Raw genomic sequence first — 24,416 nt, 5'->3', positions numbered from 1 at the left:
CTTCGGTGGATGGTTCAGCCGTCGAGCAGCGCGGCGTAGCCTTCGCGCGCGTCCGACCATTGCGGCGCCCAGCCGCTGGCGCGCAGCTTCGCGTTGCTGAGCCGCTTGCTGCCGACGCCGACCGGTGGCGCGCCTTCCGCCGGCAAGGGGGCATCGATCAGTGTCGCAAGGAAGTCGTACAACTCGTCGAGCGGCATCGGGGTGTCGTCCACACCGAGATACAGCGGCTGCGGCGACTTCAGCCGCAGCAGGTGCACGATCGCGGCGGCCGCGTCGTCGATGTGGATCCGGTTGGCCCAGTGCGGCGCCTCGCGCGGTACGCGCAACTGCCCGCCACGCAGGCGCTCGACCAGCTGCAACCGCCCCGGCCCGTACAGGCCGGCCAGCCGCAACACGGTCGACGGCAGCGGCTGCTGCGCCAGCCACTGCTCGGCCTCGAGCAGCACCGCGCCGTTGAAGCCCGCCGGGTCGGCCGGTGTGGTCTCGTCGACCCAGTCGCCGTCATGCTCGCCGTACACGGCGCTGGAGGAAACCAGCAGTACGCGCTGCAACTGGCGGACATCGAGCGCGTCGAGCAGGTAGCGCAGGCCGTCCACGAAGATCGCGCGGTACGCCGCCTTGTCGCGCGCCGCCGGCGCCGGCAGATAGACCAGCCGGGTGACGCCCGCGGGCAACCCGCCCAGGCTGGCCGGATCGGTGAGGTCGCCGCGCAGCCAGTGGATACCGTGCTTGCCGCGCGCCGGCGGCTGGCGCCGCAGCGCCCAGACTTCGTCGCCGCGAGCGCGCAGGCGCTGCGCCACGCGCTCGCCCAGGTCGCCGCATCCGGCCAGCAGGACACGTTCGCTCACTTGCCGCCCTCCCGTCGCGCTGCCCGGGCCGATCCGCCCTGTTAGCATCTGCGCATGAACCCTTCACCCAACCTGTTCCTCATCGGCCCGACCGGCGCCGGCAAGAGCTCGATCGGGCGACGACTTGCGGCTCATTATGACCTGAGCTTCGTCGATCTCGACCAGGAGATCGAGCGCCACTGCGGCGCGGACGTGAACCGGGTGTTCGAGATCGAGGGCGAGGCGGGTTTCCGCCAGCGCGAGAGCGCGCTCTTGGACGAATGCAGCCGCCGCGACGGCGTGCTGCTGGCCACCGGTGCCGGGGCAGTGCTGGCCGAAGCCAACCGCCGGCGGCTGCGCGAGCGCGGCTACGTGGTGTGGCTGCAGGCCAGCATCGAACAGCAACTGGAGCGGCTGGAGCGCGACCACCACCGCCCGCTGCTGGCGGTGGCCAACCGCCGCGAGCGGCTGCAGGCGATGGCGCAGGTGCGCGAACCGCTCTACCGTGAGCTCGCCGACCTTGCAGTACCCGGCGAACCCGACAGCCTCGCCGCCAGCGGCGAACGCTGCATCGCGCTGATCGACCGTCATTGGCAGCGCCCCGGCGCAGCACCCAGGCAGACCGCATGAACGACCCGGCACGCCAGACCGTCACCGTCGCCCTCGGCCAGCGCAGCTACCCGGTGTGGATCGGCGCCGGCCTGCTGCACGACCACGCGCGCTGGCGCGCCATGCTGCGCGGGCGCCACGCGCTGGTGGTCAGCAACACCACCGTGGCGCCGCTGTACCTGCCGCGCATCGAGGCGGGGCTGGACGGCCTGCGCTGGGCCAGCTTCCTGCTCGACGACGGCGAAGCGCACAAGAGTTTCGCCAACGTCGGCCGCGTGCTGGAAGCGCTGGGCGAGCTCGGCGCCACCCGCGACGCCTGCGTGATTGCGCTGGGCGGCGGCGTGGTCGGCGACCTGGCCGGTTTCAGTGCGGCGTGCTGGATGCGCGGCATCGACTTCATCCAGATGCCCACCACCTTGCTGGCGATGGTCGATTCCTCGGTGGGCGGCAAGACCGGCGTGAACCTCCCGGTGGGCAAAAACCTCGCCGGCGCGTTCCACCAGCCGCGCGCGGTGGTCGCCGACATCGACACCCTGGCGACCCTGCCCGGGCGCGAATACCGCGCCGGCCTGGCCGAGGTGATCAAGGGCGCGGCGATCGGCGACGAGCCGTTCTTCGCCTGGCTGGAGCAGCACGCCGCCGCGCTCGCCGCGCGCGAGCCCGCCACGGTGCAGGAAGCGATCGCGCGCAAGGTGGCCTACAAGGCCGGCGTGGTCGCGCGCGACGAAACCGAACAGGGGGAGCGCGCCTTGCTCAACCTCGGCCATACCTTCGGCCACGCCCTGGAAACCGCCGGCCACTACACCGCCCTGCTGCACGGCGAGGGCGTGGCCATCGGCATGCTGCTGGCGGCACGCCTGTCCGAGCGGCTCGGCATGAGCGCACCGGCCGCCAGCACCCGCCTGCAGCGCCTGCTGGAAGCCGTCGGGCTGCCGATGGCGGTGCCGCCCGGGATGGATCCGCCACAGCTGCTGGCGCTGATGCGGCTGGACAAGAAGAACACCGCCGGCACCTTGCGGCTGATCCTGTGGCGCGGCATCGGCCGGGCGGAAATCGTCGCCGGCGTGGCCGAGGCCGACGTGCTGGCTGTGCTGACCGAAGCCACCTCAGCACCGTAGGGCGGGCACCGCCCGCCGCATTCGGCCGAGGCATGGCGACGCATCGAGAAGCCGGTGGACAGTGTCCGCCCCGCAAACACCATCCGCCGCGCATGTGACGACGTGCCCACCCGTGCAACGGGTGCCACCGCGCAAATCCTATAGACTGTGGCGTCCGGCCACGCGCCTGTTCGTGCTGCACTTCCGAAATCCATGCGCCTCTACCTGCAAACCGTGCCCGGCAGTACCGACGCCCCCCGCTACGTCCAGATCACGCTGGAACAGGATCTGCTCGGCGGCTGGACGCTGTACCGCGAATCCGGCACCCAGGGCGGCCGCGCCAGCATGAAGCGCGAGCAGTTCCTGGAGCGCGACGAGGCCGTGGCCGCGTTCGAGAAAGCCCGCGATACGCAGCTCAAGCGCGGCTTCCGCCTGATGTTTGCCCAGGGCCTGGAAGGCCCGTATGGACGTTGAAATGCCTGTTCAAGAACTGAAGAACGATCGCTTCCTGCGCGCCCTGCGCCGCGAACCCACCGACACCACGCCGATCTGGGTGATGCGCCAGGCCGGCCGCTATCTGCCGGAGTACCGCGCCACCCGCGAGCGCGCCGGCAGCTTCATGGGCCTGGCGCAGCACCCCGAGTTCGCCTGCGAGGTGACCCTGCAGCCGCTGCAGCGCTTCGAGCTGGACGCGGCGATCCTGTTCTCCGACATCCTCACCATCCCCGACGCGATGGGCCTGGGCCTGTCGTTCGCCCACGGCGAGGGCCCGCAGTTCGCGCGCCCGGTGCGCAGCGCCGCCGACGTCGCCAGACTCGCCGTGCCCGACATGGACGGCGAGCTGCGCTACGTGATGGACGCGGTGCGCCTGATCCGCCGCGAGCTGCACGGCCGCGTGCCGCTGATCGGTTTCTCCGGCAGCCCGTGGACGCTGGCCTGCTACATGGTCGAGGGCGCCGGCTCGCGCGACTTCGCCACGCTGAAGGCGATGTGCTGGAACGAGCCGAAGCTCGCCCACCAGCTGCTCGACACGCTGGCGCAGTCCGTCGCCGCCTACCTGGTCGCCCAGGCCGAAGCCGGCGCGCAGGCGCTGATGATCTTCGACACCTGGGGCGGCCTGCTCGGCCCGGCGCCGTTCCGCGAGTTCTCGCTGCGCTATATGGCGCAGATCGTGGCCGCTCTGAAGGCCGATGCCCATGCGCGCGAACTGCCGGTGATCCTGTTCTCCAAGGGCGCCGGCATGCACCTGGTCGAAATGGCCGATTCGGGCTGCGCCGCGCTCGGCGTCGACTGGACGGTGGACCTCGCCGACGCGCGCCGCGCCGTCGCCGGCAAGGTGGCGCTGCAGGGCAACCTCGACCCCGCCGTGATGCGCGCCAGCCCCGAAGTGATCCGCCACGAGGCCCGCGCCGTGCTCGACAGCTACGGCAACCACCCCGGCCACGTGTTCAACCTCGGCCACGGCGTCACGCCGGAAGTGGATCCGGAACACCTGAAGGTGCTGGTGGACGAAGTGCACGCGTACGGGCGCATCCTGCGCGGCAGTTGAGTAACGCGCGAAGGAGTGAACCGATGGGATGGCTCGTCACCAAGTACCTGGTCACCGCGGCCGTCGTCGTGCTCGTCTCCGAAGCCGCCAAGCGCAGTGATCGCCTCGGCGGCCTGATCGCCGCGTTGCCGCTGGTCACCGTGCTGGCCCTGATCTGGCTGTACGTCGAACGCCAGCCGCAGGAAAAAATCGCCAACCACGCCTGGTACACGTTCTGGTATGTGGTGCCGACGCTACCCATGTTCCTGGCCTTCCCCGTACTACTGCCGCGCCTCGGCTTCTGGCCGACCCTGCTCACCTGCGCGCTGATCACCGTAGCGTGCTTCTGGCTGTTTGCGCTGCTGGTGCGACGGTTCGGGATCGACTTGCTGTAACGCTCTTGTCCATTGCCCTGCCGGGGTGAACGGCGGCCGCTTGGGCCATCCGGCCTGCGCCCGTACAATGGCCGCTTTACACCATATGTGCGTGCCCTCTGCGGCGCGCCATCGCGAGTCCCCATGGACAAGAGTTTCGAACCCGCCCAGATCGAGTCGACGTGGTACGCGCGCTGGGAGGCCAGCGGTGCGTTCAGGCCGTCGGGCACGGGTGAACCGTACTGCATCCTGCTGCCGCCGCCGAACGTCACCGGCACGCTGCACATGGGGCATGCGTTCCAGCAGACGGTGATGGACATGCTGGTGCGCTATCACCGCATGCGCGGTTTCAACACGCTGTGGCAGGTCGGCACCGACCATGCCGGCATCGCCACCCAGAAGATCGTCGAGAACCAGCTGGCGGTCGAGGAGAAGACCCGACACGACCTGGGCCGCGATGCGTTCGTCGAACGCGTGTGGCAGTGGAAGGAGGAATCCGGCTCCACCATCACCCACCAGATGCGCCGCATCGGCGCCGCCGCCGACTGGTCGCGCGAGCGCTTCACCATGGACGAGGGACTTTCGGCTGCGGTGCGCAAGGTGTTCATCGACTGGTATCGTGCCGGGTTGATCTACCGCGGCAACCGGCTGGTGAACTGGGATCCGCTGCTGGGCACCGCCGTCTCCGATCTCGAAGTGAACAACGTCGAGCGCGACGGCCACATGTGGTCGATCCGCTACCCGGTGGTGGGCAGCGACGAGAGCGTGGTGGTCGCCACCACCCGCCCCGAGACCATGCTGGGCGACGTCGCCGTCGCCGTGCATCCGGAGGACGCGCGCTACGCGCACCTGGTCGGCAGGACGCTGAAGCTGCCGCTGACCGACCGCGAGATTCCGGTGATCGCCGACGATTACGTGGACCGCGAGTTCGGCACCGGCTGCGTGAAGATCACCCCGGCGCACGACTTCAACGACTACGCGATCGGCCAGCGCCACCAGTTGCCGCCGATCACCATCTTTACGCTGGACGCGAAGGTCAACGACAACGCACCGGAGAAATACCGCGGCCTCGACCGCTACGACGCGCGCAAGGCCGTGCTGGCGGACCTGGAAGCGCTCGGCCTGCTGGTCGAGACCAAGCCGCACAAGCTGCAGGTGCCGGTAAGCCAGCGCTCCGACGCGGTGATCGAGCCGATGCTCACCGACCAGTGGTTCGTCGATCTGACGTCGGACGTCCAGCAGGATGGACGCCCCGGCGGCCGCAAGGCAATCACCGAGCCGGCGCTGGACGCGGTGCGCAACGGCGACATCAAGTTCGTGCCGGAGAACTGGAGCACCACCTACACGCAGTGGCTGGACAACATCCAGGACTGGTGCATCAGCCGCCAGCTGTGGTGGGGCCACCGCATTCCGGCGTGGTACGACGAGGCCGGCAACATCTTCGTGGGCGAGGACGAGGCCGACGCGCGCGCGCATGCCGACACCGCGCCAGTCGGCGCGCTGCGCCAGGACGAGGACGTGCTGGACACCTGGTTCAGTTCCGCGCTGTGGCCGTTCTCCACCATGGGCTGGCCGGCCGACGGCACGGTGAAGAACGAGCGCGGCGAAGTCGTGGCGAACTGGGCAAACGACCAGATCTTCCTGCCCAGCGCGGTGCTGGTCACCGGCTTCGACATCATCTTCTTCTGGGTCGCACGGATGGTGATGGCGACCAGGTACTTCACCGGCCGCATCCCGTTCCGCGAGGTCTACATCAACGCCATCGTGCGCGATGCGGAAGGCCAGAAGATGTCCAAGTCCAAGGGCAACACGCTGGACCCGCTGGACCTGATCGACGGCATCGCGCTGGAGCCGTTGGTGGAGAAATCGACGAAGTCGCTGCTGATCCCGCAGGTGCGCACCAAGGTCGAGAAGCGCATCCGCAAGGATTACCCCGGCGGCATTCCCGCGATCGGCACCGACGCGCTGCGCTTCACCTTCGCCGCGCTGGCCAGCTACAGCCGCACGATCAACTTCGACATCAAGCGCGCCGAAGGCTACAAGGCGTTCTGCAACAAGTTGTGGAACGCGGCACGCTTCGTGCTGATGAACGTTTCCCCTCTCCCTGCGGGAGAGGGTGGCGCGGATGCGCCGGGAGAGGGTACGGGCGGAGCGCGGCCTTCCGGCATCACCGCACCCTCGCCCCAACCCCTCTCCCGAGGGGAGAGGGGCTCAGCGCCGGTTACCGAAGCGGAGCGGTGGATTCTGACGCGGCTGGCGCAGACGCTGACCGAGGCGGAAGAACATTTCCGCACGTACCGCTTCGACCACCTGGCGCAGGCGCTGTACGAGTTCGTGTGGAACGAGTATTGCGACTGGTTCCTGGAACTCTCCAAGCCTGCGCTGAACGGCGAAGACGCCGACGCGGCAGCATCCACGCGGCACACGCTGCTGGTGGTGCTGGAAGCGGTGCTGCGCGCGCTGCACCCGGTGATTCCCTTCCTCACCGAGGAAGTCTGGCAGGAAGTGGCGAAAGTATTCGTGCGCTCCTCCATGAGCGCAAAGAACAGCCCGGCATCCCTGCCGGACTCTTCAACAAAGAGCATTCTCCAGTCCACGTATCCGCGCGGCGCAGACTTCGCGCACGACGACGCAGCGACCGCCGAGATCGAATGGTTCAAGGCCGTGCTCTCGGGCATCCGCCGGATCCGCTCGGAGATGAACATCGCGCCGGGCAAGACCATCCCGCTGCTGCTTGCCGACGGCGACAGCGGCGATCACGCGCGCGTGGCGAAGTTCGCCGCGCAGATCGCCTTCCTCGCCCGCACCGAGGCACCGCAATGGATCGAAGCCGGCAGCGCCGAGCCCGCCGCGGCCGCGGCCGTGGTCGGCACGCTGCGCGTGCTGATTCCGCTGGCCGGCCTGATCGACCTTGATGCCGAAAAGGCGCGCTTGGCCAGGGAAATCGGCCGCATCGAGGTCGAGATCAAAAAGTGCGAGGGCAAGCTCGGCAACGCCAGCTTCGTCGCCAACGCACCGGCCGAAGTGGTGGCGCAGGAACGCCAGCGCATCGCCGACTGGAACGCCACGCTGGGCGCGCTGCGCGAGCAGGCGCAGAAGCTGGTCTGATGTTCGTGGCCCCGCCGCGCTGCGGCCGGGCCCTCAGGTGTCTTGGCCGACCTGCCCCGGCGAGAAGTCGCGCGTCTTGCGCACGGCCAGCTGGTTGCTGATGCCCAGCAACTCGTAATAGCCGTCCAGCGTGGCCAGCAGGCCGTCCACGCCGAGCTTGGGCGTCTCGGTCTTCACGCTTTCGATCTGCTTCTTCAGGCCCTCGGTCCGCCAGCGGCGACCGGTCCAGCGCAGCCACTTGCGCGTCAACCAGCCGGGACGCGGCACCGGGCCCAGCTTCGGCGGTACCCACAGGTAATCGTCGAAGATCATGATGCCGCCGACCTTCAGCAGCGGCCATGCCATGATGCCGTCGGCCAGCGCACCGAAGGCGGCATGCCAGCCGTCGACGTAAACGAGGTCGTAAGGCCCCTGGACTTGCCGCAGCGAATCGAAGCTCGGTCCGGGGAATTCGCTGATGCGCTCGCGCCAGGGCGCCGTGTTGGCGCGAAAACGCGCGTGGTAGTCGCCGTACACCGGGTCGGCCTGGAAGAAGTCTAGGCAGTCGATCGAACTGTCCGCGGCGGTCAGGATGTTCTCGCACAGCCAGGCGGTCGAGCGCCCCTCGAAACTGCCGATCTCCAGCGCGCGCAGGCCCGGTTTGCCGCGCAACGAAGCAAGCCACTGCTCCCAATGCGGAATGTTGTGGTGGAACCAGTCGGTCGAAAACTGCCCTTGCACTGAAGAGACTCCGGCATGGAATGCGGGCGGCATGCTAACACCCGCCACCATCGCGTTTGCATGGCGGGCCCGCTTGCAGCGCCTGCCGGGCGCAGCCGGCTAGGGAGTCCCGGGCTCCAGCACCATCACGATCGCGTCCTCGCGTCCGTGGCGTGCGGGGTAGTAGCGCGGCCGGCGGCCGATCTCGTGGAAACCCACCGATTCGTACAACGCCTTGGCCAGCGGATTCGACGGCCGCACCTCGAGGAAGACCCGCCCGGCACCATTCCAGCGCGCAATGTCCAGCAACCGGCCCAGCAGGTGCCGGCCCAGGCCGCGGCCGCGGTAATCCGGCCCGATGCACAGGTTCAGCACATGCGCTTCGCCCGCGCCTGTCGACAGAACGCCGTAGCCGGCGACCACGCCGTCCACGCACAGCACCCAGCACGGGTGTCCCGCCTTCAGGCAGTCGCCGAAGATGCCCGCCGACCACGGGAATTCGTAAGACAGGTTTTCCAGTACGCTGACCGCTTCCAGATCCTCGGCCCGCATGCCGCGCACCTGGATCACCGGCTTGACCACCGCGGCCATGACCTTCAGCCGCCGGCCGCGGCCAGTGCGCGGCGCACGCTGCGCAACGCGTTCCACAGGCGCCGCTTGGCGCCGGCACTGGTCAGCACCAGCGCCGGCTCGTCGGCCAGCACGATCTGCGCCTGGCGTAGCGCCGCAGCCGGCAGCGCGCGGCCCAGCGCGTGCGCCTGCGCCTCGCCGAACACCAGATAGGCGCGTGCCTCGGGCACGCCGGCGGCCAACTGGCCATCGCTGGCGGTAACCCGTGCAGCACGCGCCAGCGCGGCGCCGCAGGTAGCCAGCGCGCGACCGAGCAAGTCCAGTTCGCGCGCGCTGCAGCCCTGCGGCAACACCACCACGCAGGCCACGCCCGCCGCCGCGGCTGGCGCGTCCTGCCCAGCCCCCGCGACGGCAACCGCCGGCGCACTCCGCCGCTGCCACGGCGTCACACCCAGCGCACGCAGCACGCGGGCGCGATGCGCGGCGTCGGCGTGCTGGCGTGCGGCGGCGTTCATGTCGCGCCGCGCCGCACCCGGCGCCGATGCGTGGCCAGGCCCCAGATCGTCCACACCGGGCCGGACAACAGATAGACCGTGAAGCCGACGAACAACACGCGCGGCGTATCCAGGATCAGCAGCGCCAGCAGCAGCACCGCCGCCACCATCCACACGAACGGCACGCGCTGGCGGTCGCCCATCGGCAGCGACTTGAAGCTGAAATAGCGGAAGCGGCTGACCATCAGCAGGCCGACCACCACCGCCAGCACTGCCGTGACGAAACTGAAGTCGCTGCCGGCCAGGCCGAACTTGTCCACGCTCCACACGAACGACATGCACACCGCCGCCGCCGCCGGGCTGGCCAGCCCCTGGAAATAGCGTTTGTCGGCCACGCCCACCTGGGTGTTGAAGCGCGCCAGCCGCAGCGCGGCGCAGGCGGCGTAGATGAATGCGGCAGCCCAGCCCAGCTTGCCCCACAGCGGGCCGAAATCGCGCAGCGTCGACAGCGACCACGTGTACATCACCAGTGCCGGCGCCAAGCCGAAACTGACCAGGTCGGACAGCGAGTCGTACTGCACGCCGAACTCGGTCTGGGTGCCGGTCATGCGCGCCACGCGGCCATCCATGCCGTCCAGCAGCGCAGCGATGAACACCGCCACCGCGGCCTCGGTATAACGCCCGCCGATGCTGGCGATGATCGCGTAGAAACCGGCGAACATCGCCCCCGTGGTGAACAGGTTCGGCAACAGGTAAATACCCCGGTGACGGGGCGGGCGTACGGGCAGGGGCTCGCTCATGAATCAAGACCGTGACGGGATGCGCGCAGTGTAAACCATCGGCTGCTTGAGTCCGGCAGGCCGGAGTGATAACAAGGTGCACCGGCATTTCCCGCAAAATGGAGAACACCATGCATCGTTCGCTGCTTGCCGTGGCGCTGCTGCTGCTGGCCCCGCTGGCCGCCGCCCAGGTCTACAAGTGGACGGATGCGAGCGGCACCGTGCACTACTCCGAAGCGGCGCCGACGCAGGGCACGAAGTACGTGAAGATCACCACCACCGGCACGTCGGCACCGCTGGTCGCGCCGGCCCCCGCCGGGACGGCGCCCGACAACGAAACCCCGGCCCAGCCCGCCAAGCCGGTGGCCGACACGCCGGAAAACCGCGGCAGGCTGTGCGAGGCGCTGAAGACCAACCTCGCCGCATTGCAGGCTGGCGGCCCGGTGGTAATGCAGCAGAACGGCAAATCCGTAGCGCTGGAAGGCGACCAGCGCAAGCAGCAGACCGCCTCGACCCAGGCGCAGTACGACCAGTACTGCAGGGGCTGACCGCTGCGGCCACACCGTCCGGCGAGGGTATCGGCGGGCCGCTACAATAAGCGTCTTCACCACGCCGGAACCGCCCGCATGCGCCTCAGCCAATTCCACCTGGCCACCGTCAAGGAAGTCCCCGCCGACGCCGAAATCGCCAGCCACCAGCTGATGCTGCGCGCTGGCATGATCCGCAAGCTCGCCTCCGGCCTGTACACCTGGAGCCCGCTGGGCCTGCGCGTGCTGCGCAAGGTGGAAAACATCGTGCGCGAGGAAATGGATCGCGCCGGCGCGATCGAAATGCTGATGCCTTCGGTGCAGCCGAGGGAATTGTGGGAAGAAACCGGCCGCTGGGAGAAATTCGGCGGCCAGCTGCTGAAAATCAAGGATCGCAAGGGCCAGGAATTCTGCTACGGCCCGACCCATGAGGAAGTGGTTACCGATTTCGCCCGCAACGAGCTGAAAAGCTACAAGCAGCTGCCGGTCAATTTCTACCAGATCCAGACCAAGTTCCGCGATGAGATCCGCCCGCGTTTCGGCGTGATGCGTGCGCGCGAATTCCTGATGAAGGACGCTTATTCGTTCCACCTGAGCCAGGACTCGCTGGCCGAAACCTACGCCGCCATGTACCAGGCTTACGTGCGCATTTTCACCCGCCTGGGGTTGACCTTCCGCGCGGTGCAGGCCGATACCGGCGCGATCGGCGGCAATGCCAGCCACGAATTCCAGGTGCTGGCCGATTCCGGCGAGGATGCCATCGCGTTTTCCGACGGCTCCGATTACGCCGCGAATCTCGAAAAGGCCGAGGCACTGGCGCCGACCACCGCACGTCCCGCTCCCGCCGCCGCCCTGCAGCGGGTCGACACGCCCACCCAGAAAACCATCGGCGACGTCGCCGGTTTCCTCAAGGTCAGCCCGCAGCAATGCGTAAAGACCCTGCTGCTACGCGGCCGCGACGGCCTGGTCGCGCTGTGCCTGCGCGGCGACCACGAGGTCAACGAGGTCAAGGCCGGCAAGCTGGCCGAACTGCCGGGCGAGCCGGTGCTCGCCAGCGAGGAGGAAATCCTCGCCGCCACCGGCACGCGCCCCGGTTTCATCGGCCCGGTCGGCCTGCCGGCGTCGATCCCGCTGGTCGTCGACCGCGACGCTGCCGTGCTGACCGACTTCGTCTGCGGCGGCAATGCCGACCGTACGCACTTCACCGGCGCAAACTGGGAGCGCGATGCGCGCATCACCCGCGTCGCCGACCTGCGCAACGTGGTCGAGGGCGACCTGTCGCCCGACGGCCAGGGCGTGCTGCACCTCGCCCGCGGCATCGAGGTCGGCCACGTGTTCCAGCTGGGCACCAAGTACGCCGAGGCGCTCGGCGCCACCGTGGTGGACGAAACCGGCAAGCCGCAGGTGATGACCATGGGCTGCTACGGCATCGGCGTCAGCCGCATCGTCGCCGCCGCCATCGAGCAGCGCCACGACGACGCCGGCATCCTCTGGCCCGAAGCGATGGCGCCGTGGCGGGTGGCGGTGTGCGTGATCAACCCGAAGAACTCGCCGGCCGTCAGCGCAGCGGCCGAGGCGCTGTACCAGACGCTGGGCCAGCGCGGCATCGAGGCGGTGCTGGACGACCGCGGCGTGCGTGCCGGCAGCATGTTCGCCGACATAGAGCTGATCGGCATTCCGCACCGCGTGGTGGTCAGCGAGCGCGGGTTCGCCGCGGGCACGCTGGAATATCGCGCGCGCGGAGACGCCGAAAGCCGCTCGCTGAACGAGGAGCAATTGTTCGCCCTGCTCGGCTGAGCCAGCCGGATTCGCATTAGCCAAAGCGGCCGCCCAGTGCGGCCGTTTTTATATTGCCGCGATGAAACCACCGGACGGACTAACTCGCGACCATCCGCACATTAATCGCCCTTAATGTGAAGCTATCGTCCACGTGTGGTGTTGCGCTTTACAACAATTCTGCAAATCAGCGAGAATGCCCACTGCAACAATTTCCAGTGCGTCGGGCTTTGTTCCCGATAATGGCCAAACCATCGCCAGACCGCTTAATACCGATACTTACCGGGAGTCAATCATGGCCGTCGACATCAAGAACCTGAATCACAACCAGCTCACCGACCTGATCAGCAAGGCCCAGCTGCGCCAGAATGAATTGCGCAAGGAAAAAGTCGTCAAGCTGCGCGAGAAAGTGCATGCGCTGATCAAGGCCGAGGGTTATGCCTTCGAGGACATCTTCGGCGGCGCGCGCGGCAAGGCCAAACGCAGCACCGGAACGGTTCCGCCGAAATACCGCAACCCGGCCAACCCCGCGCAGACCTGGTCCGGCCGCGGCAAGCGCCCGCACTGGTTCAACGACGCGCTGAAGGCCGGCAAGAAGGAAAAGGATCTGGCGGTCTGATTGCCGTTCCACTGCAACAAAAACGCCGGCTTTGTGCCGGCGTTTTTTTTGACTTGAGGCAATGCCGCATCCGTTTGATGCAGCCGACACATACCGGTTCCTCCCCCTGCAAGGCAGGGGGAGGTCAGGAGGGGGTAGCTTTTGATCTTGTCTAAACCAAGAGCAACCCCTCCTCATTCCTCCCCTGCGTTGCAGGGGAGGAGGCAAGCGTGCCGAGCGGGTTCGTCGTCTTGATGGACAAGGCGGCCGGAGGAATACGTCTTCGGCTGCCTCTGTTTTACAGGGACCTGCGCGGCGATACCAGCAGATCGCCGAACATCAGCCCGGCAACCAGCGACACCAGCAGGGTCACCAGCAGCAGGCCGGTGTCCAGGCTCGGCGTGGTATCGCGTTCGAGCAGCAGCGATACGCTGCGGAAGCCCACGCTGCCCGGCACCAGCAGCAGGATGCCCGGCTCGCGGACGACCGCGCCTGGGCGATGCGCAAAGCGCGCGTACACGTTCGCCAGCGCGCCGAGCAGCAGCCCGCCCAGGAACACCCCCACCGGCGCGCCCGGCAGCGAGCCGGAGATCGCCCCGCCCCAGCGCGTGGCCAGGTAGCCGAGCACCACCGCCACGATCACCACCGGCCAGTCGCGCCGCGCCGCGCGGAACAGGATGGCGAACGCGACCGCCGCGACCAGCAGCGCCGGATAGTCGGTCCATGCCGGCAGCGCCGGCAGTGCGAAGTCGCGCGCGGTGATGCCCACGGCGGCGCACAGCTGGGTCGCCGCGATGGTGCCGAAGGTGAGCTTGAGCAAGGTCGACATGGCGCCGCCCATGCGCGCCGTGCCGGAAACCAGGTGCCCGCTGGAGATCTCGCGCACGGCGTTGGTCAGCGACATGCCCGGCACCAGGATGATCAGGCTGGCCAGCACTACCGACTTGATCGCCAGCGGCACCACGAACGCGCTCACCACGATCGCCACGGTGGTGGCTACCAGCGCGCAGATCGCATCGCTGGCCACCGCCAGTCGCGGCCGGCTGCCGGCGAGCAGGGTGATCCAGCCGATGCCGGCGCCGATCGCGCCGGCCACCACCAGGTCCACCCAGGCGCTGTGCAGGAACAACGCCGCGATGCTGGCCGCGGACAGCCCGTAGCTGGCGATCGAGCCGATCTTCTCGCGCCGCGTGTCGGGCCGGCCCAGCTCGCGCAAGCGGCGGAAACCCTCGCGCAGGCCCAGTTCGCCGGCGATCGCGCGGTCGGCGATGTCGTCGGCCTGGCACAACCGCTCCAGATTCACCTCGCCCGGCGCCAGCCGCATCACCTGGGTAGTCTGTGCCACGCCTTCCTCGCCCTGGGCGAGGTCGGCGAACGAGATGATGATCGCGGTGGGGCTGGACCACACGTCGGCCGACATCCCCAGCCGCTGCGCCGCACCGGCAATGGCCATTTCCAGCCGCGGCGCCGAGGTGCCGTACTGGTGCAGCCGCCGCGCCAGCTCCAGCACGAAAGCGATGCGCGTGGTCAGCGCCGTGGTGGCGAACTGCTCGCGGTCGATGGCCTCGCCGGCGCTCATGCGGCGGCGCGCACCTTGAGCGTGGTGCCGTCGACCGCGACCACCTCCACCGTGGTGCCGCGCGGCAGGTCCGGCCCGCTGACCAGCCACTGGCCGTCGCCCACGCGCGCCTTGCCGCGGCCATTGACGATCGGTTCGATCAGCTCGTAGCGCTGCCCGATCATCTGCTCGGCACGACGGTTCAGCCGCTCGTCACCGGCCGCGCGCCGCTCCAGCCGCGGCCGCAGCCAGCGCGCGTAGCCCACGCAGGAGGCGAACGCGAGCAGCCCGAACAGCACCGCCTGCGCCAGCGCGCCCAAGGCGGGGTCGAGCCACAGCACCACGCCCATCGCCGCCGCGGCCAGGCCGATCCACAGCAGGAAATAGCCCGGCAGCAACAGCTCGCCGGCGATCAGCAGCAGGGCCAGGATCCACCACAGGTAATGCGTCGAAAACTCCCCCATGGCGGCGCCCTCAGCGCAGCGGCGGCTGGACGGCCGCGGCCTTCTGCTGCTGGCCCAGCGATTCCTTCGCCAGCTCGCCAATGCCGGCCAGCGCGCCGATCACGCCGGTGGCCTCGATCGGCAGCAGCAGCATCTTCTGGTTCGGCGAGGCAGCCATCGCCTTCAGCGCCTCGACGTAGTTGTTGGCGACGAAGTAGTTCAGCGCGTTGACGTTGCCGTTGGCGATCGAGTCGGACACCATCGTGGTCGCCTTCGCCTCGGCCTCGGCCGAACGCTCGCGCGCCTCGGCAGCGCGGAACGCGGCTTCCTTCTCGCCCTCGGCGGCCAGGATCACCGACTGCTTCTCGCCCTCGGCCTTGAGGATCGCCGCCTGGCGGAAGCCCTCGGCGTCGAGGATATTGGCGCGCTTCTCGCGCTCGGCCTTCATCTGCCGCGCCATCGCATCGACCAGGTCGCGCGGCGGCGAGATGTCCTTGATCTCTATGCGGTTGACCTTGACGCCCCACGGGTGGGTCGCCTCGTCCACCACGCTGAGCAGCTTGGCGTTGATCGCGTCGCGCTGGCTCAAGGATTCATCCAGGTCCATCGAACCGAGCACGGTGCGAATGTTGGTCATGATCAGCGCCAGCGCAGCGCCTTCCAGGTTGGCCACCTCATAGGCCGCCTTGGCCGCGTCCAGCACCTGGTAGAACACCACGCCGTCGACGCGCACCACCGCGTTGTCCTTGGTGATCACGTCCTGGCTGGGCACGTCCAGCACCTGCTCTATCATGTTCATCTTGCGCCCCACCGCCTGATAGATCGGGACCAGGAAATGCAGCCCGGGGCTGAGCGTGCGGGTGTACTTGCCGAATGTCTCCACCGTCCACTCGAAGCCCTGCGGCACGATGCGCACCAGCTTGGCCACGCCGATGACGACGACGGCCACGATGACCAACGCGAGAAGCTGTCCCATTGCCTACCCCCATTCCTTGAAGAAGGTTCGAGTATAGGCGAGCCGACGGCTAGCGCGGCTGCGGCAGGCGCAGGCTTACCCGCAGGCCGCCGCCCTCGCGGTTGGCCAGCAGTACGCGGCCGCCGTGCGCCTCGGTGATCTCGCGCGCCAGCGCCAGGCCCAGGCCGGTGCCGGAACGCTTGGTCGAATAGAACGGCAACAGCGCCTGCGCCAGCACCGTCTCGCTCATGCCGGGGCCGCGGTCGGCCACCTCGATGCGCAGCTCGCTGCCGACCTCCACGATCGACAGCGTGACCTCGTCGGCCGGCCCGCCCGACTCGTGCGCGTTCTTGATCAGGTTGATCAGCACCTGCTCGATCTGCACCGCATCGAAATGCCCCGGCCGCAGCGGTACCGGCGTCGCCAGGCAGTACTGGCAATGCAGCGCCAGCCCGTCGAGGAACGGCTTCCACGCGACGTCCGCCGGCTGCGGCGTGGGCAGCTTGGCGAAGCTGGCGTAGCCGGCGATGAAGCGGTGCAGGTGCAGCGCGCGCTCGCCGATGGTGGCGAACACGCCGGGCAAGCGCTCCAGCTGGCCGCGGCGCGCCAGCTCGGCACCGGAATGCGCCAACGAGGTGATCGGCGCCAGCGAGTTGTTGAGCTCGTGGCTGATCACCCGGATCACCCGCTTCCAGGTCGCCACCTCCTGCCGCGATAGCTCGCGCGTCATGCGCCGGAACAGGTGCAGCCGGTGCGGTCGGCCCTGCAGCCGGAACGCCCGCTGCGACAGGTGGAAGGTTTCCTCGCTGCCATCCATCTCCACGCTGAGCAGGGCATCCTCGCCGCTTTCCACCGCTTTGCGCAACGCCTCGGGCGCTTCGGCCAGCAGCTCGGCGAAATCCAGCCCGACCAGGCTGCGGCCTTCGTTGAACAGGTGCCGCGAGGCGATGTTCGCGTAGGCCACCTTGCCGATCGCATCGGTCAGCACCAGCGCCACCGGGGTGTTCTGCACCACCGTGTCGAGCAGCAGCTCGCGCTGCACCAGGTGCTGGCGCTGCTCGCGCAGGGTCTGGCCCAGCGCGTTGTGCATGCGGATCAGCTCGCCCAGCTCGTCGCGCCGGTGGATCGCGATCGAGAAGCTGAAATCGCCGTCGCGGTAACTGGCCACCGCGCCCTCCAGCGCGCGCAGCAGCCGACTCACCGGCGCCATCACCCGGCCGGCCAGCCAGAACGCCAGCGGCAGCAGCACCACCACGCTGGCCAGCAGGCCGCCGTAGACGCCCAGCTGCATCGGCGCGCGGATCGACAGCGCCAGGTCCCTGCGCAGCCACACCAACAATTGCGGCAGCGGCCACTGGGTGACGCCGGCGTAGACCAGCGCGCCGGCCAGGCCGGCCACCGCCAGCAGCAGGGTCAGGCGCCCCTGCAGCGAATTCAGGCGACGCCACATCGGCTGTTCTCCTCGAGCGGGGAAGGCCGGCCCGGGGGCACCCCTCGTCCGCCGAAGGCATCGCGCGGCGCATAAGGTTTCTGTTGCAGGGTGCGGACGGCCATCTGTCTATGCCTCTGGCTCGGGGGCAGGCGTCACGGTGGGCGGCCGCTCACGCCGTGGTGGCCAGACCGTAGCGCTCCATCCGCCGGTACAGCGCCTGGCGTGACAGGCCCAGGTTCTGTGCCGCGCGGCTGACCACGCCATCGGCCTTGTGTAGCGCGCTCTCCACCGCCTCGCGGCTAGGCTCGTCCAGGTTGCGCGCCGCCGGCACGGTTGCCGCGTGCTGCGGCAGGTTCAGCAGCTCGGCGGTGATCGACTGGCCGCCGGCCAGCAGCGCGGCGCGCTCGATCGCGTTCTTCAGTTCGCGCACGTTGCCTGGCCACGGATAAGCCAGCAAGGCCTCGCGCGCGGCGTCGCCGAGCTCGGCGCGGCCGTCCAGGAAGAACTCGGCCAGTGGCAGGATGTCGTCGTTGCGCTCGCTCAGCGGCGGCAGGTTCACCTCGATCACGTTGAGCCGGTAGTACAGGTCCTCGCGGAAGGTGCCGGCCTGGATCATCGCCTTGAGGTCGGCATTCGTCGCGCTCAATACGCGCACCTTCGCCTGCCGCGTCTTGCCGGAACCGAGCCGTTCGAACTGGCCGGTCTCCAGCACGCGCAGCAGCTTCATCTGGCCGGGCAGCGGCAGGTTGCCGATCTCATCCAGGAACAGCGTGCCGCCGTCGGCCAGCTCGAAGCGGCCCTCGCGCGCCTTGTTCGCGCCGGTGTACGCGCCGGCCTCGGCGCCGAACAGCTCGGCCTCGATCAGCTCGCCCGGCAGCGCGCCGCAGTTCACCGCCACGAACGGGCCGCGTTTCACCGCCGAGTTCGCGTGCACGATCGCCGCGATACGCTCCTTGCCAGTGCCGTTGGGGCCGGTGATCAGCACCGGCACGTCGGAGCGGGCCACCTGGCAGGCCAGGTTGAGCGTGCGCCCCATCGCCTCGGAGGCGAACACCAGGCCGTCGAGATCGTACTTGCTGCGCAACTGCTCGCGCCGCTGGCGGCGCTCGCGCCGGCTGCGGCTCAGTTCGCGGGTGGACTCGGACAGCTCCAGCAGGTTCTCCACCGTGGCCAGCAGTTTGTGGTCGTCCCACGGCTTGGCCAGATAGTCGGCGGCGCCGGCCTTGACCAGCTCCACCGCGGTTTCCAGGTGCGTCCACGCGGTCAGCAGGATCACCGGCAGGTCCGGGTGGCGCTCGCGGATCGCCCGGAACAGCGCCACGCCCTCCTCGCCCGAGGTGGTGTCGGCGGTGAAGTTCATGTCCTGGATCACCAGGTCCACCGCCTCGCCCTGCAGCAGCGCCAGCCCCTCGTCGGGGGTCAGTGCGGTGAGCGGGCGGATCTCGTTCAGCGAAAGCGCCAGCGACAGCGCCTCGCCCACGGCCGGGTTGTCGTCGATGATCAGGACGGTACGGGTCATCTTCTTTCTGCACATGCGGCAATGGATGCCGCCCCGGCCGGAAAGGTTGCCATGACTATGGTCATGCGTATACCCGCGGAGCCGCCTTTCATATCGACCTCGTCGCCACCACCGGCGGCACCGCCGCGGCGCGCATTGCCGGGCCGAGCACCGCCAGCTGTCCCAGCCCCCACAGCAGCAGCGCACCGATCGGCAGGTAATACAGCGGCAATCGCGGCAACTCGTAGTGCTGCATCAGCACCAGGTTCAGTGCGAAGGCCAGCAGCATGCCCAGCACGATGCCGCCCGTGACGATCAGGAAGTTCTCGGTCTGGAAGTAGCGCAGGATGTCGCCGCGGGTGGCGCCCAGCGCGCGGCGCACGCCGATGGTGCGGCGGCGCTGCGCCACCCAGAAACTGGCCAGGCCCGCGATGCCCAGCGCGGTGACGATGAGCAGCGCCACGATCACGCCCACCAGGATGCCGGCCATCGCTCGGTCGTTGGCGAAGAACTTCCCGCGCAGCTCGTCGTAGGTGCGCTGCTGGGTCACCACCCGTTCCGGATCGGCCTTCTTCAGCGCGGCCACGGCGGCCTTGAGAACGACTTCGCGATCCTGCGGCCGGGTGCGGACGACATAGCTCTGGTTCCTGCCCACGCCCATGAACAGCGGCAGGACGACCGAGTAATGCGCGGTGGCGTCGTTGTAGGCGTTGGCACGCGCCAGGTCGGCCAGCACGCCGACCACCCGCACGCCCACCTGGTCGGTAAGGTAGATCGTCTTGCCCAGCGGGCTCTGCCCCGGCCAAAGGCGGTCGGCCAGCGCCTGGGTGATCACCGTGACCGCGGCAGGCAGGCCCTTGGTGTTGCCGCTGGCCAGCGCCTTGACCACCACATCCGCATTGACGATCTCGTCCGGCTGCAGGTTGCGCCCGGCCACCAGCCGCGCGCCCATGGTCTGCGGCAGGTCCTCGCCGAAGTAGGTGCCGGCGCTGAGCGTGGGCTCGCGCTGCGCCGGATCCAGCTTGAGGCTGGCGTTCGACGAGGAGCCCTCCATCGGCAACTGGTTGGTCAGCGCCGCCGCCTGCACGCCCGGCACCTGCCGCAACACGGCAAGGTCTTCCCTCGCCCGGACGAAGATGTCGGGCGTGGGTGCGATCTGGGCCAGCTGGATCTTTACCAGTGCATGCTCGTCGATGCCGCTGGACATGTGCATGTGTTGCAGCCGGTGGCCGATCATGAACACCGCGTTGCATACGATCGCGCAGGTCAGCGCGATCTCCAGGATCAGCAGCCACGAGGTGATCTTGTGCCGTCGCAGCGTGGAAAGTATCGGTCGCAGTTCCATGAGTCTTGTCCCATGCCCCTGATCGGAGCGGCTTTTCTTGAGCAGTGCGGCCATGGATGGCCGCTTCCACGCGCAGGGAAAGCGCACTAATTGCTTTTCAACTGGAGCGCGGGCGCCACCTGGCAGGCGCGCCAGGCCGGCAGCAGGCCGGCCAGCAGGCTCGCGCCCAGCGCCAGCAGGAAAGTGGTCAGCAGCATGGCGGGATCGAGGTGCGCCAGCGCGGCATAGTCGGAAGGCCGCTGGCGCACCACCCACAGGCCGAGCAGGGCCAGCAGCAGGCCGCCCATGCCGCCCGTCAGCCCCACCACGCCCGACTCGATCAGCAGCTGCGCGAACAGCGCGCGCCGCGAGGCGCCCAGCGCGCGCCGCACGCTGAGTTCGTTGGCGCGACGCAGGAACTTCGCCAGCATCAGGCCCACCGTGTTGACCAGGCACACCAGCAGGAAGCCGAACGCCATCCCGGCCTGCAGGCGTACGTCGTCGGGCACCACTTGTTGGTAGGCCAGCCACTGCATCAGATTGCGCAGGCGCACGTTCGGCGCCTTCATGAAACGTCCCAGCGCCTTCTGCTGCCCGGAGTAATGGACCAGGAACTCCCTGTAGTCGGCCGCCTTGGCCGGCGTGTCCAGTTGTACCCAGAACTGCATCCACACGCAGCTCGGCGCGGGATAGATGGTCCCCACGCCGCCGGTACCGTTGCCCCAGCAGTCGGTGGAACCGTTGTGATCCAGGTGCATGTCCAGCATCGTCTGCAGCGGGATGAACACCTGTTCGGCATAACCGTAGGAGCCGGTGTTGAGGTCGTAGAAGTGCGGGCTGGGCGTCCAGTCGTCGAGCACGCCCACGATGCGCAACAGGCTGCCGGCCACGAGCAAGGTGCGGCCCACACTGTTGGCGCCGCCGAACAGGCGCTCGTTCAACTCGCTGCTGATCACCACCTCGCGCGCCTTGGCCTCGTCGTCGGCCGCGCTCCAGCCGCGGCCATAGCGGAACGGCGCCCCGAACATCGCGAAGAAATCCGTCGTGGTGTAGCGCGCCTCCACGTAGAACGGATCGATCGCGGCGGAATCCGGCTGGATCGGCACCGCACCACCCGTCATCAAGGCCTGGCGATCCGCCCGCCTCGCATGCAGCAGGTTGAAGCCGTCGATCTCCGTGAGCTGCATAGGCGGCTCCTTGCCCGGCATGATGCCGCTGTTGTCTCGCGGATCGACCTGCGGGTAGTACAGCGTGCCGCTGCGCCCTGGCAGCGGATCGCCCGACAGCACGTGCAGCACGGTGAGCGTGGTCATCGACGCGCCGATGCCCAGCGCGATCGCCAGCACCATCAGCGCGGTGAGCGCCCTGTTGCGCTTCAGGCTGCGCAGGGCAAGGTCGAGGTAGTAACCGAACATTCCACATCTCCTTGGAGCATCTCCTCCCCCTGCTTGCAGGGGGAGGTCGGGAAGGGGTGCTCTTGCCTCAAAGATCAAAGGCACCCCTCCCCAACCCTCCCCTGCGTTGCAGGGGAGGGAGTAAAAGCGTCACGCCGCCCGCGTCGCTTCCACCGGCGGCACGTTGGACGCGCGCCGGGCCGGCACGAACACGGCGGCCTGGCCCATCGCCAGCATCGCCAGCACGCCGGTCAGCACGTACAGCACGGGGATGCGGCTTATCTCGTAATGGCTCATCAGCCACAGGTTCAGGCCCACCGCCAACAGCACGCCGATCACCACGCCGGCGCCGGCGATCAGCAGGTTCTCGATCTGGAAGTAGCGCAGGATGTCCACCTTGCGCGCGCCCAGCGCGCGCCGCACGCCGATCTGCCGGTGGCGCTGGCCGACCCAGAAGCTGGTGAGGCCGACGATGCCGGCGGCGGTGACGCACAGCAGGATCAGCGCGACCACGCCCATCAGGATCGCCATGCCGCGGTCGGCCCGGTAGGCCTTGGCGCGGATTTCGTCGAACGGGCGCACGCTGTCGTCGTCGAGCACACGCATCGGGTTCACCTTGTACAGCGTCGGCGCGACCACGCGCATCGCCGCGTCCAGCCGACCCGGCTTGGTGCGCACCGCGTAGCGCGAGAAGTTTGCGTCCAGCCGGGTCGGGATCAGCGTCGAGTGCCATGCGAAGTCGTTGCCCCAGCTGCCGGTGGCGGGGATCTGCATGCGTTCCACCACGCCGACCACGGTGGTGGGGGCGCTGCCGCCGTCGGTATACATTACCTTGCCGACCGCACTGCCCTGCGGGAACAGCTTGTCCGCCAGTTGCTGGGTGATGATGGCGATCGGCCGCTCGCGCTGGTCGCGGAAGCCCTGGTGCTGCACCTCGCTGGCGGTGAAGGCGCGGCCGGCCACCAGCCGCAGCCCCAGCGTGGAGAGCGCCTGATCGTCGGTGAAGTAGTACGCGGTGCGGGTATTGCCCTGGCCGCCCAGCTTGATGTCCGGCTTGAGCGATACCGTACCGGTCCAGGAAGAGTTGAGCAGCGGTATCGAGTTGATCGGCGCCACCGACACCACGTCCGGCAGCTGGCGCAGCGCGGCGAGGTCCTCGCGCTGCATCGCGTCCAGTTTCTCCACGCCCTCTGGCGTGTCGGCGCTGGGCGCGCCCACCCACTGCTGACTGACCAGGAACAGGTTGCCCTCGTCCAGCCCGGTGGGCCGGTTCACCCGCTCGATCCGCTGGCCGATGATGAACACGGCGTTGCACACGATCGCCAGGGTCAGCGCGATCTGCAGCGCGATCAGTACGGTGCCGGCCTTGTGCTTGCGCAGCGCGGCGAGGATGGGGTGCAGTTTCATGAGCCTTGTTCCTTGCGTAGATCTAACGATTGAGCCTGCTTTGTCTGGGGAGTGCGGCCACGGATGGCCGCTTTCACGCGCAGGGACAGCGCACTAATTGCTCTTCAGCTGCCAGGCAGGCTGCACGCGCGAGGCGCGGAAGGTGGGATACAGGCCGGCCAGCACCGTGGCGATCACGGCCACCAGCAGGGTGAGCAGCAGCAGCGACAGGTCCACCCGCGCCAGCGCGGCGATGTCCTTCGGCAACACCCAGCCCACGCTGGCCACGCCCACGCCGGTGAGCAGCAGGCCCAGCACGCCGCCGGCAAGGCCGACGATGCCGGCCTCGGTGATGAACTGCGTGTAGATCGCCGCACGCGGCGCACCCAGCGCGCGGCGCACGCCGATCTCGCTGCTGCGGCGCAGGAACTTCGCCAGCAGCAGGCCCACCGTGTTCACCAGGCACACCAGCAGCAGGCCCAGCGCCACCAGCAACGAGACCTTGGTGTCGCTGGGCACCACGTGCTGGTTGTCCAGCCACGCACGCAGGTCACGCAGGCGGCCGTTCGGCGCCCAGGCGAAGCGCCCGGCGCGCTGCTGGTCGCGTGCGTAACCGTCGAGGTAGTCGCGGTAGGCGGCCACCGCTCCGGTGTCCAGCTCGGCCATGAAGGCGATCCACACGCATTCGGAGCGCTGCAGGCCGACGAAGCCCGACTCCTTGGGCACCGCGTTGCAGTTGGTGTTGCCGTCGTTCGACATGCCCGTCTGGATCGCAGTGAGGAATGGCAGGAACACATCGTCGCCGTTGACCGAGAAGCCGCCGCTGTTGACCACGTCGTAGAAGCGCGGCTGCGGGTTCCAGTCGTCGAGCACGCCGACCACCCGGTAATCCCTGCCATCGATGTCGACCGACCGGCCCACGCTGGCTGCCCCGCCGAACAGCTTCTGGTTGAGCTTGCTGCTGATCACCGCCACCGGCGCGCGGCTCTCGTCGTCGCTCGCGCTCCAGCCGCTGCCGTACTTGAACGGTACGTCCAGCATCGGGAAGAACTCACCGTAGACGGCATGGCCACTGACGTTCAGCGGATGCTTGCCGGTCTCGGCCGGCACCACCGACGGCGAGATCTGGTACATCGCCGACTGCCGCTTGGCGCGATGGCCGCGCATCAGCGCCATCGCGTCGGCGTAGTCCATCGCGTTCGGCGGCTCGCCGTCGCTGCTGCGTCCGTTCGGTCCCCAGTTGTCGATCTGCGGCACGAACAGCTGCGCGGACTTCCACGGAATCGGATCGCCCGACACCGCGCGGAACACCGACCAGCTGGTCATCGACGCGGCCACGCCGAAGCCGATCGCCAGCACCATCAGGGCGGTGAGACCGGGGCTGCGTTTCAGGCTGCGCAAGGCCAGTTCGAGGTAGTAGCTGAACATTTCGTCTCTCCG

General features: G+C 68.6%; 23 protein-coding genes. 9 read left to right on the top strand and 14 right to left on the bottom strand.

The window, feature by feature from the left end; genetic code table 11:
• Positions 1–14: 14 nt before the first annotated feature.
• Entirely contained in the window at positions 15–848 is an 834-nt protein-coding gene (locus LRK53_RS05630) for an SDR family oxidoreductase (protein WP_027493753.1), read from the bottom strand.
• 54 nt (positions 849–902) lie between these two features.
• Between LRK53_RS05630 and LRK53_RS05625 the strand changes: the two genes are divergently transcribed.
• The 6 genes from LRK53_RS05625 to LRK53_RS05600 all read left to right on the top strand — a co-directional run bounded on the left by LRK53_RS05625 (position 903) and on the right by LRK53_RS05600 (position 7,543).
• On the top strand, positions 903–1,457 hold the full coding sequence (locus LRK53_RS05625; RefSeq protein ID WP_235642553.1) for a shikimate kinase: 555 nt from the start codon (positions 903–905) through the stop codon (positions 1,455–1,457).
• The gene (gene aroB, locus LRK53_RS05620) at positions 1,454–2,554 is read left to right on the top strand and encodes a 3-dehydroquinate synthase (RefSeq protein WP_235642552.1); all 1,101 of its coding nucleotides are present in this window, start codon (positions 1,454–1,456) and stop codon (positions 2,552–2,554) included. The genes LRK53_RS05625 and aroB overlap by 4 nt, the downstream gene beginning before the upstream one ends.
• A 192-nt stretch (positions 2,555–2,746) precedes the next feature.
• Complete coding sequence (locus LRK53_RS05615) at positions 2,747–3,007, top strand: WGR domain-containing protein (RefSeq protein WP_027493755.1); 261 nt, start codon at positions 2,747–2,749, stop codon at positions 3,005–3,007.
• A gap of 1 nt (position 3,008) precedes the next feature.
• Positions 3,009–4,082 carry a uroporphyrinogen decarboxylase gene (gene hemE, locus LRK53_RS05610; RefSeq protein ID WP_027493756.1) on the top strand — a complete coding sequence of 358 codons (1,074 nt, stop codon included), beginning with the start codon at positions 3,009–3,011 and terminating at the stop codon, positions 4,080–4,082.
• A 23-nt stretch (positions 4,083–4,105) separates the two neighbouring features.
• A complete protein-coding gene (locus LRK53_RS05605; RefSeq protein WP_027493757.1) occupies positions 4,106–4,456 on the top strand; it encodes a DUF3147 family protein in 351 nt (116 codons plus the stop codon).
• 123 nt (positions 4,457–4,579) lie between these two features.
• The gene (locus tag LRK53_RS05600) at positions 4,580–7,543 is read left to right on the top strand and encodes a valine--tRNA ligase (RefSeq protein ID WP_235642551.1); all 2,964 of its coding nucleotides are present in this window, start codon (positions 4,580–4,582) and stop codon (positions 7,541–7,543) included.
• Between the two features lie 33 nt (positions 7,544–7,576).
• Here the strand turns inward: LRK53_RS05600 and LRK53_RS05595 are convergent, their stop codons facing one another.
• The 4 genes from LRK53_RS05595 to LRK53_RS05580 all read right to left on the bottom strand — a co-directional run bounded on the left by LRK53_RS05595 (position 7,577) and on the right by LRK53_RS05580 (position 10,106).
• Entirely contained in the window at positions 7,577–8,263 is a 687-nt protein-coding gene (locus LRK53_RS05595) for a class I SAM-dependent methyltransferase (RefSeq protein WP_027493759.1), read from the bottom strand.
• Between the two features lie 99 nt (positions 8,264–8,362).
• The gene (rimI, locus tag LRK53_RS05590) at positions 8,363–8,833 is read right to left on the bottom strand and encodes a ribosomal protein S18-alanine N-acetyltransferase (protein ID WP_027493760.1); all 471 of its coding nucleotides are present in this window, start codon (positions 8,831–8,833) and stop codon (positions 8,363–8,365) included.
• A 5-nt stretch (positions 8,834–8,838) separates the two neighbouring features.
• Positions 8,839–9,327, bottom strand: coding sequence for a hypothetical protein (locus LRK53_RS05585; protein ID WP_027493761.1), 489 nt, complete (start codon positions 9,325–9,327; stop codon positions 8,839–8,841).
• Positions 9,324–10,106 (bottom strand): CDP-alcohol phosphatidyltransferase family protein, encoded by a 783-nt coding sequence (locus tag LRK53_RS05580; RefSeq protein WP_235642550.1) that lies wholly within the window; start codon positions 10,104–10,106, stop codon positions 9,324–9,326. The genes LRK53_RS05585 and LRK53_RS05580 overlap by 4 nt, the downstream gene beginning before the upstream one ends.
• Positions 10,107–10,216: 110 nt before the next feature.
• Between LRK53_RS05580 and LRK53_RS05575 the strand changes: the two genes are divergently transcribed.
• From LRK53_RS05575 to LRK53_RS05565, 3 genes are all read left to right on the top strand, one after another.
• Positions 10,217–10,633 carry a DUF4124 domain-containing protein gene (locus LRK53_RS05575; RefSeq protein ID WP_037090386.1) on the top strand — a complete coding sequence of 139 codons (417 nt, stop codon included), beginning with the start codon at positions 10,217–10,219 and terminating at the stop codon, positions 10,631–10,633.
• 78 nt (positions 10,634–10,711) lie between these two features.
• The gene (locus LRK53_RS05570; protein ID WP_027493764.1) at positions 10,712–12,409 is read left to right on the top strand and encodes a proline--tRNA ligase; all 1,698 of its coding nucleotides are present in this window, start codon (positions 10,712–10,714) and stop codon (positions 12,407–12,409) included.
• Between the two features lie 274 nt (positions 12,410–12,683).
• Complete coding sequence (locus tag LRK53_RS05565) at positions 12,684–13,007, top strand: H-NS histone family protein (RefSeq protein WP_027493765.1); 324 nt, start codon at positions 12,684–12,686, stop codon at positions 13,005–13,007.
• A gap of 277 nt (positions 13,008–13,284) precedes the next feature.
• Here the strand turns inward: LRK53_RS05565 and LRK53_RS05560 are convergent, their stop codons facing one another.
• The 9 genes from LRK53_RS05560 to LRK53_RS05520 form a co-directional block, all read right to left on the bottom strand.
• Complete coding sequence (locus tag LRK53_RS05560) at positions 13,285–14,565, bottom strand: threonine/serine exporter family protein (protein ID WP_235642549.1); 1,281 nt, start codon at positions 14,563–14,565, stop codon at positions 13,285–13,287.
• On the bottom strand, positions 14,562–15,008 hold the full coding sequence (locus tag LRK53_RS05555; RefSeq protein ID WP_027493766.1) for an NfeD family protein: 447 nt from the start codon (positions 15,006–15,008) through the stop codon (positions 14,562–14,564). The genes LRK53_RS05560 and LRK53_RS05555 overlap by 4 nt, the downstream gene beginning before the upstream one ends.
• Positions 15,009–15,018: 10 nt before the next feature.
• Entirely contained in the window at positions 15,019–15,963 is a 945-nt protein-coding gene (locus LRK53_RS05550; protein WP_027493767.1) for an SPFH domain-containing protein, read from the bottom strand.
• Between the two features lie 49 nt (positions 15,964–16,012).
• On the bottom strand, positions 16,013–17,392 hold the full coding sequence (locus LRK53_RS05545) for a sensor histidine kinase (RefSeq protein WP_027493768.1): 1,380 nt from the start codon (positions 17,390–17,392) through the stop codon (positions 16,013–16,015).
• A 151-nt stretch (positions 17,393–17,543) separates the two neighbouring features.
• Positions 17,544–18,893, bottom strand: coding sequence for a sigma-54-dependent transcriptional regulator (locus LRK53_RS05540; protein WP_027493769.1), 1,350 nt, complete (start codon positions 18,891–18,893; stop codon positions 17,544–17,546).
• 88 nt (positions 18,894–18,981) lie between these two features.
• A complete protein-coding gene (locus LRK53_RS05535) occupies positions 18,982–20,217 on the bottom strand; it encodes an ABC transporter permease (protein WP_027493770.1) in 1,236 nt (411 codons plus the stop codon).
• 86 nt (positions 20,218–20,303) lie between these two features.
• Positions 20,304–21,611, bottom strand: a complete 1,308-nt coding sequence (locus LRK53_RS05530; protein ID WP_235642548.1) for an ABC transporter permease — start codon at positions 21,609–21,611, stop codon at positions 20,304–20,306.
• A 129-nt stretch (positions 21,612–21,740) separates the two neighbouring features.
• Positions 21,741–22,997 carry an ABC transporter permease gene (locus tag LRK53_RS05525; RefSeq protein ID WP_027493772.1) on the bottom strand — a complete coding sequence of 419 codons (1,257 nt, stop codon included), beginning with the start codon at positions 22,995–22,997 and terminating at the stop codon, positions 21,741–21,743.
• 93 nt (positions 22,998–23,090) lie between these two features.
• Entirely contained in the window at positions 23,091–24,404 is a 1,314-nt protein-coding gene (locus LRK53_RS05520; RefSeq protein ID WP_027493773.1) for an ABC transporter permease, read from the bottom strand.
• Between the last annotated feature and the right edge of the window lie 12 nt (positions 24,405–24,416).

Origin of the sequence: Rhodanobacter thiooxydans, from assembly GCF_021545845.1 — a bacterium.
Lineage (GTDB): Bacteria > Pseudomonadota > Gammaproteobacteria > Xanthomonadales > Rhodanobacteraceae > Rhodanobacter.
This window is presented reverse-complemented; position numbering and strand designations above follow the sequence as displayed.